Annotated in this window: 15 protein-coding genes; 11 read left to right on the top strand and 4 right to left on the bottom strand. The window is 50.4% G+C overall.

Translation table 11 applies throughout. The features are described from left to right. Positions 1-71 precede the first annotated feature (71 nt). The 8 genes from MUG09_RS15060 (at position 72) to MUG09_RS15025 (ending at position 9,376) form a co-directional block, all read left to right on the top strand. Positions 72-1,355, top strand: a complete 1,284-nt coding sequence (locus MUG09_RS15060) for a DUF3798 domain-containing protein (RefSeq protein WP_244772266.1) — start codon at positions 72-74, stop codon at positions 1,353-1,355. A gap of 140 nt (positions 1,356-1,495) precedes the next feature. Continuing rightward, the gene (locus tag MUG09_RS15055; RefSeq protein ID WP_244772265.1) at positions 1,496-3,130 is read left to right on the top strand and encodes a sugar ABC transporter ATP-binding protein; all 1,635 of its coding nucleotides are present in this window, start codon (positions 1,496-1,498) and stop codon (positions 3,128-3,130) included. Beyond that, the gene (locus MUG09_RS15050; RefSeq protein ID WP_244772264.1) at positions 3,127-4,188 is read left to right on the top strand and encodes an ABC transporter permease subunit; all 1,062 of its coding nucleotides are present in this window, start codon (positions 3,127-3,129) and stop codon (positions 4,186-4,188) included. Before MUG09_RS15055 ends, MUG09_RS15050 begins: the two co-directional genes overlap by 4 nt. Then, positions 4,185-5,300 (top strand): ABC transporter permease subunit, encoded by a 1,116-nt coding sequence (locus MUG09_RS15045; RefSeq protein WP_244772263.1) that lies wholly within the window; start codon positions 4,185-4,187, stop codon positions 5,298-5,300. Before MUG09_RS15050 ends, MUG09_RS15045 begins: the two co-directional genes overlap by 4 nt. Beyond that, on the top strand, positions 5,297-5,782 hold the full coding sequence (locus MUG09_RS15040; RefSeq protein WP_244772262.1) for a DUF6672 family protein: 486 nt from the start codon (positions 5,297-5,299) through the stop codon (positions 5,780-5,782). Before MUG09_RS15045 ends, MUG09_RS15040 begins: the two co-directional genes overlap by 4 nt. An 85-nt stretch (positions 5,783-5,867) precedes the next feature. Next, on the top strand, positions 5,868-6,485 hold the full coding sequence (locus tag MUG09_RS15035) for a hypothetical protein (RefSeq protein WP_244772261.1): 618 nt from the start codon (positions 5,868-5,870) through the stop codon (positions 6,483-6,485). An 87-nt stretch (positions 6,486-6,572) separates the two neighbouring features. Beyond that, positions 6,573-7,670 carry a hypothetical protein gene (locus MUG09_RS15030; RefSeq protein WP_244772260.1) on the top strand — a complete coding sequence of 366 codons (1,098 nt, stop codon included), beginning with the start codon at positions 6,573-6,575 and terminating at the stop codon, positions 7,668-7,670. 11 nt (positions 7,671-7,681) lie between these two features. Further along, positions 7,682-9,376 (top strand): hypothetical protein, encoded by a 1,695-nt coding sequence (locus tag MUG09_RS15025; RefSeq protein ID WP_244772259.1) that lies wholly within the window; start codon positions 7,682-7,684, stop codon positions 9,374-9,376. A 278-nt stretch (positions 9,377-9,654) separates the two neighbouring features. On the opposite strand, the gene MUG09_RS15020 is transcribed toward MUG09_RS15025, so the two are convergent. The 4 genes from MUG09_RS15020 to MUG09_RS15005 all read right to left on the bottom strand — a co-directional run bounded on the left by MUG09_RS15020 (position 9,655) and on the right by MUG09_RS15005 (position 14,795). Next, positions 9,655-11,583 carry a putative bifunctional diguanylate cyclase/phosphodiesterase gene (locus MUG09_RS15020; protein WP_244772258.1) on the bottom strand — a complete coding sequence of 643 codons (1,929 nt, stop codon included), beginning with the start codon at positions 11,581-11,583 and terminating at the stop codon, positions 9,655-9,657. A 124-nt stretch (positions 11,584-11,707) separates the two neighbouring features. Then, positions 11,708-12,964 carry a phosphoribosylamine--glycine ligase gene (gene purD / locus MUG09_RS15015; RefSeq protein ID WP_244772257.1) on the bottom strand — a complete coding sequence of 419 codons (1,257 nt, stop codon included), beginning with the start codon at positions 12,962-12,964 and terminating at the stop codon, positions 11,708-11,710. 50 nt (positions 12,965-13,014) lie between these two features. Then, positions 13,015-14,013 (bottom strand): tRNA dihydrouridine synthase DusB, encoded by a 999-nt coding sequence (dusB, locus tag MUG09_RS15010; RefSeq protein WP_244772256.1) that lies wholly within the window; start codon positions 14,011-14,013, stop codon positions 13,015-13,017. Next, a complete protein-coding gene (locus tag MUG09_RS15005) occupies positions 14,010-14,795 on the bottom strand; it encodes a TatD family hydrolase (RefSeq protein WP_244772255.1) in 786 nt (261 codons plus the stop codon). The genes dusB and MUG09_RS15005 overlap by 4 nt, the downstream gene beginning before the upstream one ends. A gap of 187 nt (positions 14,796-14,982) precedes the next feature. Between MUG09_RS15005 and MUG09_RS15000 the strand changes: the two genes are divergently transcribed. The 3 genes from MUG09_RS15000 to MUG09_RS14990 all read left to right on the top strand — a co-directional run bounded on the left by MUG09_RS15000 (position 14,983) and on the right by MUG09_RS14990 (position 16,886). Continuing rightward, on the top strand, positions 14,983-16,083 hold the full coding sequence (locus MUG09_RS15000) for a PSP1 domain-containing protein (protein WP_244772254.1): 1,101 nt from the start codon (positions 14,983-14,985) through the stop codon (positions 16,081-16,083). 126 nt (positions 16,084-16,209) lie between these two features. Continuing rightward, on the top strand, positions 16,210-16,491 hold the full coding sequence (rpsT, locus tag MUG09_RS14995; RefSeq protein ID WP_244772253.1) for a 30S ribosomal protein S20: 282 nt from the start codon (positions 16,210-16,212) through the stop codon (positions 16,489-16,491). A gap of 74 nt (positions 16,492-16,565) precedes the next feature. Further along, positions 16,566-16,886, top strand: coding sequence for an HU family DNA-binding protein (locus MUG09_RS14990; protein WP_244772252.1), 321 nt, complete (start codon positions 16,566-16,568; stop codon positions 16,884-16,886). Positions 16,887-16,890: the final 4 nt, after the last annotated feature.

The following is a 16,890-nucleotide window of genomic DNA, read 5'->3' as shown; positions in this document are numbered from 1 at the left end:
TCTTGTGTTCTGACTATCTTTTTCGTATCATGGTTGGTGGGATATAACCCAATTCAAGGAGAGAAGTAGAAATGAAAAAGACCTTAGCTCTTGTTCTCTGTATTTTACTTGTCAGTGCTGTCTTTGTTTCCTGTGGAAAGAAAGAAGCTCCTGCCACTGTTGAGACCAAGACAGAAGCTGCCCCCGTAGCAACCGCAGCTCCTGCAGCTCCCGCTCCTGCAGCCAAGCCCGCTGCCAGTGACTTCCATGTTGGTATTGTTACCGGTACCGTCTCCCAGTCTGAAGATGATCTGCGTGGTGCAGAACGCCTGATCGAGGAGTATGGTTCGGTTTCTACCGGTGGCATCATCCAGCATGTCACCTATCCTGACAACTTCATGGACGAAGCTGAGACCACCATCAGTGTCATCAGCGGTCTCGCCGATGACCCGAAGATGAAGGCCATCATTGTCAACCAGGCCATTCCTGGAACCACCGAGGCTTTCCGTCGCGTCAAGGAGAGAAGACCCGACATCATCACCATCGCCGGTGAAGCCCATGAGGACCCGAATGTAATCCAGACCTCTGCAGACCTCGCTGTCAACAATGACTTTGTGGCCCGCGGCTATCTGATCATCCGCACCGCTCATGAGCTTGGTTGCGATACATTCGTGCACATCTCGTTCCCCAGGCACATGAGCTATGAAACCATGAGCCGCCGCGTTGCCATCATGCGTGCAACTTGTGAGGAACTTGGTATGAAGTTCGTGCTTGAGACCGCTCCCGATCCGACCTCCGACGTCGGTGTCGCCGGTGCCCAGCAGTACATCCTGGAGAAGGTTCCCGCATGGATCGAATCCTACGGCAAGAATGCTGCCTTCTTCTGCACCAACGATGCTCACACCGAGCCCCTGCTCAAGCAGCTTCTGGCCTATGGTGGTTACTTCATCGAAGCCGACCTCCCCAGCCCGCTGATGGGATATCCTGGAGCTCTGGGCATCGACCTCTCTGCTGAGGCTGGCAACTTTAGTGCCATTCTCAAGAAGGTTGAAGCCTCTGTTGTCGCCAAGGGCGGCGCAGGCCGCTTTGGTACCTGGGCTTATTCCTATGGTTACACCTCCACTGCCGGTTTGGGCCAGCATGCCATCAACGTGCTCAAAGGCGAGAGCGAACTGCTCAAGCTTTCGGACCTGATGAAGGCTTATGGCAAGTACACCGCTGATGCAAAGTGGAATGGTTCTTTCTACACTGATGTCAACACTGGTGTCAGAGCTCGCAACCACGTCCTCATTTACCAGGACACCTACATGATGGGCAAGGGCTACATGGGCAATGCTGACCTCGTTGTTCCCGAGAAGTATTTCTCCATCAAATAAGGTTTCCCAGTTGTAATTTTGAGGGGGAGAGTGGTACTCTCCCCCTTTGTACCGCTTATTGAGAGCTGTATTTAGACGTGGTCGTGACTGTTGTTTGTAAGCAGACAAGAGCCACAACCAAGTTTGAAAGGATAGAACAGATGAATGAGAACGATGCTCCCTTGCTGGAGATGAGACACATCAGCAAGGACTTCTTCGGCAACCAAGTACTCAGTGACATCAATTTCTCCCTGAAAAAAGGGGAGATATTGGGCCTTGTCGGTGAGAATGGTGCAGGAAAGTCCACCTTGATGAAAATTCTCTTTGGCATGGATGAGATCCATCAAACCGGTGGATTTGGCGGGGATGTCCTGATGCATGGACAAAAGGTTGAATTCGCTTCCCCCATTGATGCTTTGGCGAAAGGAATCGGCATGGTGCACCAGGAGTTTTCCCTGTTGCCTGATTTTACCGCCACAGAGAATATTTTACTCAACCGTGAACCGCTTAAGTACACGTGGCTGAGCGAAGTGTTCGGAGAGAGGATGAACAAACTCGATCGTGCACAGATGGACGATATTTCCAAGCGAGCCATCGGCCGGTTGAATGTCCCCCTCGATGCCGACATGTTGGTTTCCCAAATGCCTGTAGGTCACAAGCAGTTCACTGAGATTGCCCGAGAGCTCAGCAAGGAGGCCTCCGAGGCTACCGAAGGAATCAAGCTGTTGGTCCTTGATGAGCCGACCGCTGTCCTCTCGGAGCAGGAAGCCGACAGCCTGCTCTCTGCAATGCGCAAGCTCAGCGAAGCCGGGATTGCCATAATCTTCATAACACACCGCCTGCAGGAAATTATTGATGTCTGCGACACCATCATGGTCATGCGTGATGGAAAAATCATCAAGACGGTTCCCGCAAAAGGCGTGGTGATAACCGATATCGCCCGCTGGATGGTCGGTCGTGATGTGAACACCGCCCAGCGTCAGGCCCGTGAGTTCGACTATCAGAAATCACCGGTGATTCTTTCCATGGAAAACCTGTGGGTGAACATGCCCGGTGAGACGGTACGAAATGTGAACCTTGCGGTGCACAAGGGAGAGATTTTGGGTATCGGAGGAATGGCGGGACAAGGAAAGCTCGGTATTCCGAATGGAGCCATGGGGTTGTTTCCCGCCGGAGGAAAAATCACCTTCGAGGGTAAGCAGATTGATCTGAATAATCCCCGTAATTTCCTTGATGCCGGTATGGCGTTTGTAAGTGAAGACCGCCGTGGAGTGGGGTTGTTGCTCGATGAGACACTTGAGTGGAACATCTCTTTCACTGCCATGCAGGTCCAGGAGAAGTACCTCAAGAAGTACCTTGGTGGTGCCATTAAATGGCGGGACCAAGATGCAATCGAAGAAGAGACAGAGAATTATGTGAAGCAGCTGGAGATCCGCTGTACCAGCACCAAGCAGAAAGCGAAGGAGCTCAGCGGAGGCAACCAGCAGAAGGTTTGTCTGGCCAAGGCTTTTGCGGTCGCTCCGAAGCTCTTGTTTGTATCCGAACCTACCCGGGGAATCGACATTGGGGCAAAGAGCCTTGTACTTAAGGCCCTCAGGAAATACAACGAGGAGAGTGGGACAACCATTGTTATGATATCCAGTGAACTTGAAGAACTTCGGGCGATTTGCGACCGGATAGCCATTATCAGCGACGGTAAGGTGTTCGGTATCTTGCCGGCAACCACCGATAGTGCTGAATTCGGTTTGTTGATGGTCGGCCAGACCAGCCAGCTCCAACAAGGAGGGAGTGTATGAACTTCGAAAAGCTGACAGCTTCGATAAAGGGCATGGTGCACTCCTTCGGGCTTCCACGAGTCATTATCGCCTTGTTTTTGTTGGTTCTCTTCATTCTCGCACCGTTTGTGGGGGTTAATGTCGGAACCAGCCTTTCTGATACCCTCAACCGATTCGGAATGAACGCAGTCATGGTATTGGCCATGGTGCCGATGATTCACAGCGGTTGCGGCTTGAACTTCGGCCTTCCTTTGGGAATCATCGCAGGGCTTCTTGGAGCGACTCTCAGCCTGCAGATCAATATCGGTGGTCCGTTCTCATTCGTCCTGGCGGTCCTTCTGGCCACTCCGTTCGCCGTCATTCTCGGCTGGGGATATGGGCAGTTGCTCAACAAGGTCAAGGGTGGTGAGATGATGATCGCCACCTATGTCGGGTTTTCCAGTGTAGCCTTTATGTGCATCATGTGGCTGCTGCTGCCGTATAACAATCCCACCATGGTCTGGGGGTACAGTGGTTCGGGGCTTCGTACCACCATTTCCGTGGAAGGTTACTACCTGCATGTGCTGAACGACCTGCTGTCGATTCGGCTCAGTGATCACTTGGTCATTCCAACCGGTATGATTCTGTTCTTCGCCTTGCTGGCATTCATCATCTGGGCCTTTCTGCATACCAAGACAGGAACTGCTATGACCGCTGTCGGATCGAACCCTGTGTTCGCCAGGGCGAGCGGCATCAACGTCGATCGTATCAGGACGTTGAGTGTAGTCATGTCGACATGGTTGGGTGCCATAGGCATCCTCGTGTATCAGCAGAGCTTTGGATTCATCCAGCTCTACATGGGACCCTTCTACATGGCATTGCCTGCCGTCTCGGCGATTCTCATCGGCGGGGCGTCGGTGAACAAGGCCTCCATCCTGAACGTTGTGATAGGGACTTTCCTGTTCCAGGGTATTGTCACCATGACGCCTTCGGTTATGAACTCGATGATTCATACTGACATGAGTGAGGTTATCAGAATTGTGGTTTCCAATGGTATGATCCTCTACGCCCTGACCAGAAAAACGGAGGCAGTACGATGAAACTTCAGATGACCAATACACAAAAAGTACTTCGCTTCATGGCCAACAATACCGTGCCGATTCTTTTCTTGGTGATTTGTGCATTCGGTATTCCTCTCAGTGGATATTCGGCAAACTACCTGCTTAGTGAAATCATTATTCGAATCGTCAGAAACTCCTTCCTGATTGTCAGCCTTTTGATCCCCATCCTTGCCGGTATGGGATTGAACTTTGGCATGACTCTCGGTGCCATGGCTGGGCAGATCGGGCTGATCTTCATCAGTGACTGGGGCATCGTAGGCATCCCGGGCATGTTGCTGGCGATGATCATCTCCACCCCCATCTCAATACTTCTGGGGTGGTGGTGCGGCAAGATCCTGAACATGGCCAAGGGCCGTGAGATGGTTACCAGCTACATCATCGGCTTTTTCATGAACGGTATCTATCAGCTGATCGTTCTCTATGGCATGGGGGCGGTTATTCCGATTCGATCAAACGCACTGGTGCTTCCCAGAGGCTATGGGATCCGCAATACCGTCAACTTGATCGGTATCCGTAAATCCTTGGATAATCTGTTGACTGTCCGTCTCTTTGGTATACCGATACCCCTCGCCACCCTGGCCTTGATTGCTCTTCTGTGTCTGTTTGTGCTCTGGTTCAAGAAGACCAAGCTCGGACAGGATATGCGTGCGGTAGGACAGGATATGGAAGTTGCACGGGCAGCAGGCATCAGGGTTGAGCATACCCGCATCATCTCGATCATCATCTCCACGGTGTTTGCCGGATTTGGCATGATCGTGTACATGCAGAACATCGGCACCCTGAACACCTACAACAGCCATATGCAGATCGGCATGTTCAGCGTTGCCGCCCTCCTGGTTGGTGGTGCCACAGTTGCAAAAGCAAACATCAGAAACGTTTTCCTTGGTGTCATTTTGTTCCATTTGATGTTCATCGTATCCCCGATGGCAGGTAAGAACCTTATCGGTCAGGCACAGCTTGGAGAGTACTTCCGGGTATTTGTCTCCTATGGGGTTATCACCATCTCGCTTGTCCTGTATGAGGTGAGAAAGAAGCGGGACGAGAATATTGCAGGCCTTGAGCTTGCAGCCGATCAGGGGGTGCAGGCATGAGCATTACCTTCAATCGTAAAACATGGATTCGCCTTTCCGCCATCATTGTACTGCTGGCCTTCTCCGTATTTCTCTTTTTCATCGGAAGGCAGCACACGGTTCTGGTGGATAACAAGACCATCACGGTCAATGGAGCCGAGGTCAGGGCCTTGCAGTTGGTTGAGGTCCAGGTCAACAAGCTTGATGGATTGGAACTCGCTGCCCGCGACCGTGACAAGTTCGAGGTGACCGGACAAACCCACAAGGTGACGGTAGTCTATACCGACTCCAATTGGGAAGAGCATGTGATCACCCGAAAGTTCAAGATCCCCTTGATGCAGGACATGGTCATGATTCTTGTGCCGGCCTTGGTTGCCGATGCAGATGCTGATCAAAGCATCTGGCTTGAGAATTATGAGCCGCCTACCTACGCAATGACGGCTGCTCCTGCCGAGGAGACGGTGGTAACCGACGACCTTGCCGGGTTGGTCACTGCGATGTAACAATCCATGTACATGTTTCTTTTTAAGGGGTGCCAAACGGCATCCCTTGGTTTATACTGATGAAAATTATCAAAAAAGGTCTCTCATGCGAAAGCTCCGTCCGCTGCTGGTTGGTCTATGCATTGCATTGCTGGTGTCTCCAATTTTTGCTGTTTCGAATCAACAGAAAATCTATAGTCTGGATAGCGATATCTATGAAGCAATACAAATACTGTACGTTTCTCAAGGGCTGTCTCTTCCCTCAACGACCGGGCCGTACAGCCAGGCTGAGCTGACCTTGATGTTGGAGAAGCTCAAGCCTGAAACACTGAAAGGAAGTCTTTCCTCAACATATGACTATGTTGTTCAACAATTGAACATCGAGCCTAAGATTCAAGGAAAAGGAATCGGGCTTTCGTGGAATTTCGATGCCAATCTGGAAACTTATTACCACACCGATACCACCAACTTCGTGGGAAGGGAAACCTGGACGAGAGGCTCTCTCCAACAGAAGCCTCTATTGAACATCGGATTGGAAACTTGGCCGGCTGAGAGCTTTTATGGGTATTCAGAATTTAGTGTTGGAAACGTTCCTACACTTGCCACACCGTTTGGAAGTACCATGATTTCTTCAAACGTCATCGTTGTTCCTCCAGCAGCAACTTCTGATATTGATTTGAATTTCCCGTATCGTACGTTTGTAGCTGGTGGAGGAGATCATTGAACCTTCCAGCTTGGTAGGGACAGGCTCAACTGGGGTGCAGGGACAACCGGCAACCTCATGCTCAGTGATACGCTCAAGTACCACAACATGGCCCGTATCACGACGTTCTCGGACAAGTTCAAATATACCTTTGTGACTTCGTTCTTCCCGCATCCGGCTAGCTATTATGATGGTGTTACTACGAATCCCGATGGATCAATTACGCTTAATCCTGGAGATGGTCCTATTAAAGGAAATGGGCAAGAAGTTCTTCTTGGTGGCATCTACATGTTCATGTCCCATCGCTTGGAGTGGCGGATGTTTGCAGACAAGGTTGGCCTCACCCTCACCGAGAGCATCATGTACCAAAGTGAGGAAAACCTGCTGGATCTGAGGATTCTCAATCCTGCCATGATCTTCCATGATTACTACATCAGAAGCAATGCAAACTCCATTCTTGGCTTGGAAATCGATTATACTCCTGTTCAGGGATTGAACATCTATGCCCAGGCTGCAGTGGATGAGTTCTCACTGCCAGGAGAGGCTGTTCCAAGCGCAACTGAGACCAATTATCCGCAAACGTTTGGTTTCCTTGCAGGATTTAAGGGGGTACTTCCTCTTAAGAGTGCAGTAGGGTACGCATCGCTTGAATTCGCCCAAACCGATCCGTATCTCTATCTACGATACACTACAAAGAGTGCACCTGATTCTAATCCTCCAAATTATGATGATTATGGCCTGAATTATGTGGGAGTAATCAGAGAGTTCACCAATAAATCGGGAACACTGTACAATCCCCAATTCTTGGGATATACGTACGGCAATGATGCGAGAGTGCTCAATTTCAACGGAGGAATGAAGGCATTTGGAGCATGGAATGTATCAGCGAACGTGTTCTATATGGCCCATGGTACGTTTGATATGTTCACCATTTGGGATCGTGTTGGAGGAAATGCTTCTCCTATAGCAACGACCCCTACCGATAATGGAGGAGATAGTGCGGGTAACTATAAAGACAGCACGTATGCATCACGCAACGCCGTCTCACACACCCTCGTTGCGGGTATAAACGGCTCCTATCAGCTGTCCGATTGTCTCTCGGTCTTCGGGCAGGTGGACTACATTACCATCAAGAACTACAAGAACAAGAGTGGAGACAGTGCCGGAGACATCCAGCTGACCTTCGGTGCAACGTATTCACTATGAGAACAGCCTTTTTGAAACGAATTGTTCTCTGTCTTGCAGTGTTTATTGCCTTTGTAATTCCTCTTCCTGCGTCTGTAGGGGCGCAGGAGGTAATCCCTCTTGCAAGCTCGGTATATGAAGACATGGATTTGCTTTATCTGCTTGCAGGAGAGGGTACTCCCTCCGGTTCCCGGCCCTGGACAAAGGCGGAAGCACAGGCAATCTTGGGCAGAGTACAGAAAGAGGGGCTGCAAGCAGCCGCTCTCTCACTGTATGAATCCATCGAAGAGAGAGTGGGTGCTCCGCTTCGTTGGAACTTTTCCGATGGCTTCTCACTTTCCGCATACGCCGACATTTCTGTGGAATCCTACGTTCATTTAAACTCGGATTTCTCCTCCTATGGCGCGTGGGATTACTCCTACGTCGATAGAAAACCGCTGCTGCGTTTGCGCTTGGACATGGCGGTCTCGGATTTCTTCTACACCTATTCCGATCTGCAATATGGGTACGGTCTGCATACGAAGGATGATACTCTCGATTATCTCGGTGCCGATGAGAGTGTCGGAGCCCTTATCCCTAAGGATTCCAAGCTGTACTACGTAGACGAAAACACCACGTTGGTGCAATACCAAAAGCGGTATGCCAACAACCTGATCTCATCCTCCACGCATATCGACTTCCAGACCCCCAAGCGATCGGTCATCTCCTTGGGAGGCCGGCAGTGGAATGCCACCTTCAGCAGGGACCGAATCTCCTGGGGCAATTCAAAGATCGGGAACTTCGTACTCGACGACCATGTTGATTTTTATGAGTATCTTCGGTTCACAACCTACTCCGAGTATTTCAAGTATGAGGCGTTGGCCGTCTTTTTCGATATGAATTGTGTTGGCTCTTCCAAATTAAGGATGTTGTTGGCTCATCGCTTGGAGTTCCGTCCTTGGGGCAAGGTCAGCGTGGCTGTCAGTGAGAATGTCATGTATCAGGATGATACATTGGATTTACGGTTTCTCAATCCAGCATTTGTGTATCATAATCTGAACCAGCGGGAAAAATTTAATGCAATCGCCCATATTGAGCTTGCCTATGTACCATTTGCAGGCTTCCGGTTCTATGGACAGTTTGCTCTCGATCAAGCGGTTGCTCCCAACGAAGGTGATAATCCTGAACTACCGGCATGGGGGTTGTCTTTGGGGGCTGACTATGCAACAGTCCTCGCCCAAGGGGTGTGGCAGTCGTCAATTGAAGCTTCGTTGGCGCTGCCTCACATGTACCGCCGCGACACCGTGGATTTCTTGATGGCTCGCAGATATGCCGGATTAAACAATAATGCTTGGAATGCCATCAAGCTGGACTACATCGGTTCTCCCTACGGCGGCGATGCCTTTGTCCTCCATGCCCAAACACTCTACAAGGTTGCGGATAGGGGTAGCTTGTCGCTGGCTGTGACCGGAGTGCTGAAGGGTGATATTGACATGTTTACAGAACTTGACGATAGATCCAGTGGGTATGGAACCACGATGTTCAGCGAAGATGTGATACACACATCGTTCATCGCCACCCTTGCTGGAGCATTGGATGTGGGGAATTTGATATCTTTCAGTACGGACTGGCAGGTGTATTCGCAGGTATCCTTGCTGGCGAGAGGTTCATATCTTCAGAGTTTACAAGCTTTCAACTCTCATGCATGGGATGTGCAACTTGTCATGGGGACTTCCTTTTCATTCTAATGATCATAGTACACTGCTAGAATTAAGAGGGCCTCAGATACGGTATTCATTGACGGCGCAGGGAAACTGAGAGTAGGATGAAGACACAGAGAGGCTGTGTTTTGTGTTTCCTTCTAGACAGCAGTCACTCTGAGAGAGTTCTAAGACGATTTCTTCAGACCGTTCCCTTTGCGTGGGGGGATGAACAGATGGCGGCTACCTGGGGAGGTGGCCGCCAGTCTTGAGAGGGAAGGGATGGTCGGTGATGAGGCTTCGTTGGGGTACGAGGCCTCATTTCTTTACGCTTTAGGGATGATGCACATGCTCCCCGACAACCACCTCAAGAATTGTTCTTCAGAAACCGGCTTGGAGAAGTAGTAGCCCTGCACAAACTGAATTCCTTCCCGCATTACGACTTCTAGTTGTTCCTTAGTCTCCACACCCTCTGCAACCATGCTCAAGCCAAGGTGTTTGAGCATGCCTGTGATTAGGGACAGTAGTTCATAATTGTTGGTAGCATTTGAAACCAGGCTACGGTCGAGCTTGACGAAGTCGAATGGTTTGCTGACCAATGTCGTTAGATTGGAGTATCCGGTACCGAAATCGTCGAGCAGGAAATGAATACCCCGCTCAGTGAATGCATTCCAGTTCTTATGCACCGAGTCTGAAGGGCTGAGCAACATGGATTCAGTCACCTCAAAACTCAATTTTCCAGCATCCACCTTGGTCTGCTCAATGATATCCAAAATTCGTCTGGCGAATTCAGCCGAATGCAAATCGTCAGCAGAGATGTTGATCGAGATATGAGAGAGATGAGAGGCCTGTTGCTCATGGTTTTTCAAAAACGTGGAGACCTTGCGTATAATGATTTCTGTCAGAGGGGAGATGAGCCCCGCCATCTCGGCGGCAGGGATGAACTCTCCCGGAGAAATCATCCCAAGCCGATCATCTTCGATTCGCATCAACGCTTCAGCGGCAATAATGCGGTTGTCCTTTGTTGCTATGATGGGCTGGTAAAGAACCTTGACCATCGACTCCTGCACCACAGCCCGCCTGAGAACCGAAAGGACATCGAGCTTTCTCTGACGCAGGGGGACCAGTTTTTGGTTGAATATGATTACTGAAAGCCTGCGCCGCTCCTTGATTTCAGCCATCGTGTAATCGAGGGATTCAACAATCTCTTCGACTGTGTTTGTTTTCAGCGGTGATTCAACAATGGCAATGTTGACATGGCAGCTTATGTGCATTTCCTCAATGAGGAAACCCTCGTTGGCAATGGATCTGATGTTTTTGACGATACGGACGATTCCGTTATGGCTTTGGTGGGGAAGGATGATGGCAAATCGGTTGCCGAACAGTCTGAATACAGGACCCGATGGAATGGATGTTTCAAGTTTAGTTGCAAAACGCTGCAGGAATACATCCCCATGGGCATTGCCGTACCGATCGTTGATCAAGCGGAAGTTCTCGATGTCGAGCATGAGGATGGTTGTTTCCTGTGCTGTACGTACTACATGCTTCAGGTGCTCCAGGTATGCAGTGTAATTGGGAATCCTTGTCAGTAAATCCAAAGTGAGTTCCCTTTTTTGCCAAACCAGATAGCTGAGCAGCAGCATGAAGGTGCTGCTCAGGCCCAACAAATAGGGCTGCTTGAACCATTGGAAAAAGACAAGAGAGAGAAGCAGGAAGAAGGAGGAGAAGAGAAAGAGGTTGCGGACATAACCGGGGATTCGACGCCAACGTAAGACCAGGACGTACATCTGGACAAAGATGAACAAGGCACACAGAAAGAGGATGTATAAGACTCCGCGGCCATTGACGATTAGTCCGATAGGGGAGAAGACGAAGAGCTTGCGCAAGGCAAGGTCGGAGAATGAGATCAGCAGCACCAATCCAAGCGCGATGAATTGTACCTGCCCAAGGGTTCGAGCCGGTTTTGGTGGGAGTAGACGCCGTTCGATGGCATGCATCCAGAACAGGATGTAGGTGGGAATGGCAAGTATATGCAGCATCGTGAGGAACTGTGCAATCCAAGGCTCAAGTGAGAGGTAGCCTCTTATGAAAAGGTGTGTGATGATTGACGTAAGGAGGTAGAAGACGTAGGAAAGAGCGACCGAAGTGATGGCGTCTTTCTTAAGGTGATAGCTAGCCTTCTTTGATCGTAGATGTTCTACGAGGATGCCTGCTACTATGAAAAAGGATACAAACTCAGCTACAATTAACTCCATGGGGACCTCAATGTTTTGTACTTCAATAGTACCAATAAATGAGACTGGTTTGCAAATAAAATCAGCCCGACAACAATAATTGCGTCAGGCTGTGGGAGTTCCTTACAACTGTGCTTGACCTGAATCAGTTCTCGAAGAACCTGTCTCCGATGTCCTTGCGGTACCACGCACCCTCAAAATGTACATGTTTGACGCCTTTATAGGCGTTCTTGTTTGCATTCATGATGTTGTACCCGACACCGACGACGGTTACACACCGCCCGCCGGTGGTCACCAACGCACCTTCCTTCTCTTGTACGCCGCCAAAGTAATAGCGGGGGGCTCCCTCGAAGGTATTGAGCAACAAAGCCGCAGGCATGGGGTCGAGGACCTTGCCGATGATAGGCTTCTCAGGATACCCCTCGGAGGCGACAACCAAGGCAACGGTTGACTTGGTGGACGCTTCAAGGGTGATGGAAGAGAGGGTGTCATGCTTCATTGCATTCAGGATATCGACGATATCGGTCTTGATCAAAGGCACAAAGGCCTGGGCTGCCGGATCATTGAAGCGAACGTGGTAATCGACAAGAATCGGACCTCGCTTGGTGATGATGACGCTGATCGTCAGGACTCCCTTGTAGGACATGCGCTCGGCCTTCAAGCCAAACAGGGTGGGCTCTATGATGGTATCGACCAAGGCCTGGCTGACTTCTTCCTGAAGTGGAACAGGGCAGATGGAACCCATACCACCGGTAGGAAGGCCGCCTTCTTCAGATTTCATGTAGTCGCTGCAGGTAGGCAGGGCAAGGTACCCTTTGTTGTCCAAGAAGAGGGTGACGGTGATGGGAAGCCCGTTGAGGTGTTCCTCCAAAATAATCGGGCTGGTGGCCATGATGCTTTTCGAGAACTCCATCAAGGAGTGGTAATCGGAGGAGTCGATCATTACCCGGCTGGGGGCGATGGCATTGCTCTTCACGACAAAACGTTCGCCTTCGTGACGCTTGAGGTATTCGGAAAGCTTATGCTCGTCGTCGAACAGGACGTGGGTTGGGGTGGGGATGTTATGCCGGTCGGTGAACATGCGGCTGAAATTCCTATCCCCTTCAAGTTTAAGTGCCCTGCTTGGTGAGCCGAACGTATCGATGCCCCTTTCGTTGAGGTAGTCGATGACGCCGGTGAACAAGGGAGTCTCGGTACCGACGAAGACAAAGTCGATTCCATGGGCGGTGCAGGCTTCGTAGACCTGCTTGGGGTCTGACGGATCAATGGCAAGATTGGTGGCGATGGACTGTGTTCCCACATTACCCGGAGCAACGAATAATCCGTTGACCAGACGGCTTTGGGAGAACCACCATGCAATGGCATGGTCCTTGGCTCCGGAACCTAACACTAATACTCTCATTGCATTTCCTCAATCTCAGATTACTCTAATAAACGTACCATTTTACGGCTTCATAGGTCAACAAGTGGGCTGAGAGCCTGTGTGTAGTGCTCACGCTTAACCGCCTGGACGACCGCCTGTTTTATGGGAGAAGTATTGGGGACGCCTTTGAGGTAGGAACAGGTGTGCTTGCGCATCAGGGTGCAGGCAGTTTTCTCCCCGAAGGTATCGATCATCAGATCCAAGTGCCTGAGAATTGCCTCATAGCGCATCTTCTTGGTGATCTCAACCATTTCCTTGCCTTGCAGAAGCGCTTTTGCCTGGGCGAAAATGAAGGGGTTTCCGATGGCTCCGCGGGCGAACATGACACCATCAACACCGGTTTCCTGGATCATTTTCTTTGCATCCTCGGCGGCAAAGAGGTCTCCTGAACCAAAAACCGGGACCTGGTAGTCATGCTCGATGCAATACTGTTTAAGGGAAGCGAGCTTGGTCCAGTCGGCAAAGGGGGCATATCCTTGGCTACGGGTTCGGGCATGCAGGGTGAGCGCCGACGCCCCTCCATCAAGGGCGGCCTGGGCGAAGGTGAGGAAGTTCTCGCTTTGCGCATCCCAGCCTGTACGGAACTTGACTGAAACCGGGATGTCCATCTCATCGGTTATGGTTCGCACCACGTCGGTGATCAGGGATGGTGTTTTCATCATTGCCGATCCCGCGCCGGTTTTGGTGACCTTGGGAACCGGACAGCCGCAGTTTATATCGATGATTTCCGGCTGGAAGGGCATCAATTGCTGGAGCGCCTGTTTCAGCGAATCGGTATTGCTCATAAAAAGCTGGATGGCATACTGCTTCTCATTTGGGGCGCGATACATCAATTCCAGGGTCTTTTCCCCCTCACGGGATAGCCCTTCTGCACTGACCATCTCCGTGAAGGTGAAATCGGCCCCTGCTTCGATGCACAGTGATCTGAATGGGATGTCCGTGTAGCCGGCAAGCGGTGCAAGAAAGAGATTTCCTGCAATCTTGACATTTCCTATCTGGACCGGGTGATACAGTTGCTGTTCGTTCATACGTCCTTTGGAAGGGCAAACGCCTTCAGGCTGTTAGCATAAAGGCTTTCAGAAAGCTCTTCAAGGGAGGTCTGCCGCAGTGTGGCAAGGACCTTGGCTGTTTCAACCAGATAGTGAATTTTATTGCGCTCTCCTTTGTAAGGGTAGGGTGTCATGAAGGGCGCTTCGCTTTCAATGACAATTCTATCGGAAGGCAGTCTCATTGCAACCTCCTGCAGGCTTCTGCTGTTCTTGAACGTCAGGTTTCCTGCAAACGAGAACATCAGGTTAAGTGAGAGAGCCTGTTTTGCAAACGTCCAGTCCTCCCCGAAACAATGAAGGATGCCACCCTTTGGCGGCAGTTTTTCTGCGAGGATGGGCAACAGGTCCTCCGCTGCATTACGGTTGTGTATGATGACAGGAAGGTCGAGATGCCGTGCGATTTCCAGATGCTTGAGCAGCAACTCGATCTGCAGTGTCTTATCGCCGCCGAACATATGGTAGTAGTCCAGACCTGTCTCTCCGATGGCGACAATGCGTTTCTTCTGCTGGGCGTGGGTGATAACCCGTTCCTCCCAGTCCTTGCCGGGATTGGCAACCTCGGTCGGGGATACCCCTACGGCATGATAGACGGAATCGGCACTCTCCAGGTTGGCATAGGTACGCTCGAAGTCCGACAAACTGTTGCAAATGCTTACTACGTGTTTGACCGACTTGACTTTCGCAAGTTGGACTGCCAGCAATTGCTCCATCTTGTCATCCTGCAACAACCCTATGTGGGCGTGCGTATCAAACAGTTGCATACCGACTCCTTGAGAAACATTCTCAACATAATGGGAGATGTGCCTAGACTATACCATGCCAGAATGTAGCCGTCAACGTTGTAACTCGAATACTGTCAATCACTTAAGCCCCTTGATATACAGTTTGACAATTTCTTGTCCACGTGGTAGCTTTACAACGTTAGTGCCCTTTTGGCAAAGGATTTGCATGAAAAAAGAACGAATGCGTGCCCCCGAAGGTCAAAGTCAACGAAACAGACCCTCTCGCGGCTATATATATTTGGTAAAGAACCCTTCATCCAACGAGACCAGCATTTGTGCGTGGGATTCTGTATTGTATCCCGGCACCTCGGTGGTGGCGCCTACCCGGTATGGATTGGATTTGGGTATCATCGTGGCAAGTGCAGACAGGTTGGGCAAGGAGTATACTCCCGGTTGCGACCAGTGTCAGGGTGCTTGTCTGCATGGCGAATGTCTTCCCAAGGACGAGCGTGAGGATGAAGCGGTCGGTATCGAGCCAGAGCAAGGAATCGAGATCCTGTACCGTTCCGAGCCCGACGAAGATCCTTGCGACTCCTGCGGCGGGTGTAATCCGCACCCCGAGCCCAGGGAAGTCGATTTGACCGGAGAGATTGTATGGATCGACCGCTTGGCGACCCCCTCCGATTTGAACCGATACCAGGAGCTTGTGGAGAAAGAGGATGAGGCGATGCGGATCTGTCGAGAGAAGATTGCCTGTCATAAACTGGACATGAAGTTGGTTACCGCTCACTTTTTGCTCGGGGAGCCGAAAATAATTTTCTTTTTTACCGCGGATGTTCGTGTCGACTTCCGGGAGTTGGTCAAGGACTTGGTTTCGGTGTTCCGCATCCGTATCGAATTGCGTCAAATCGGGGTGCGTGATGAAAGTCGGGTGCTTGGCGGTTTGGCTGTCTGCGGAAGAGATTTCTGCTGCCACAGTGTAACTGACAAACTCAATCCCGTTTCAATCAAAATGGCGAAGGAGCAGAATTTATCACTCAATTCGATGAAAATTTCCGGTCCATGCGGTAGGCTCCTCTGCTGTCTTTCCTATGAATTCGACTTCTATGTGGAGGAAAAACGCAACTATCCTCCGGAAGGAAGCAAATTAAAAGTGGGATTTGAGTTGATGAAAGTATCAGAAGTCAACATACTGTCAAAACGAATTCTGCTCACGGGAAGTGAGGGTCGGATGCTGGCAATCCCTCATTCAGCGGTATTTTTCAACGAGGAATCCAGTCGTTGGGAGATAACGAAGGAGTATACGGATGAATTTTTGTCAAACTGAAGTAAAGCATTGTATTGACCGATTTTATAGACTGTGATATGTTTTTACACCGTCGGCCCTGTGTTGCCGACTTCATATTTCATACAAATAACTACGTATTCAAGGTAATATGTTTGGAGGTATTACGTGATTAACAGGTCTGCTGAGAAAAGAGAGCGACAGAACAGCGTCAGGAGAATGAGGAACCGTGCAGCCAAGAGTACTATGCGCACCGCAATTAAGAAGTTTGAAGCCGCTGTGGTCTCCAATGACAAGGATACTGCTGCTTCTGCCCTGGCGCTAAGTCTCCAACTGCTTGACTCAACTGCAAGCAAGGGAATTATCCATCAGAACACCGCCAGCCGCAAGAAATCCAGATTGCAGGCCAGGTTCAACAAGCTGAACAACCAGGCTGCCGTCCAGGCATAACGGCCACTTGAAATCAGGCCGATTGTGGTATCGGCTTATGTTCTTTTGCAAATATTGTGTGTTAAGGAGTTACCATGGCAGGACCAAAATTGACAAAAGCAGCCATTATTGAGAGTCTCCATGAGAAGCATGGACTGAATAGAGCCGATATCCATAAGATCATCGATGAATTCTTCGAAGAAGTGAAAGAAGGGCTGAAGAACGATCAGGTCATCGAGCTCCGTGGATTTGGAACCTTTGAGGTTCGTACCCGTAAGGGCAGGGAGAAAGCTCGCAACCCCAAGACTGGTGCTATTGTTGCCGTCGAGACACACGGGGTCGCAATTTTCCGTCCTGGCAAAGAGCTCAAGGATTATGTATGGGACTTGCGTGACAACAAGCCGGAGAACGACTGAAGTT

The sequence above is a fragment of the Sphaerochaeta associata genome (assembly GCF_022869165.1).
In the GTDB taxonomy this organism is placed as follows: Bacteria; Spirochaetota; Spirochaetia; order Sphaerochaetales; family Sphaerochaetaceae; genus Sphaerochaeta; species Sphaerochaeta associata.
This window is presented reverse-complemented; position numbering and strand designations above follow the sequence as displayed.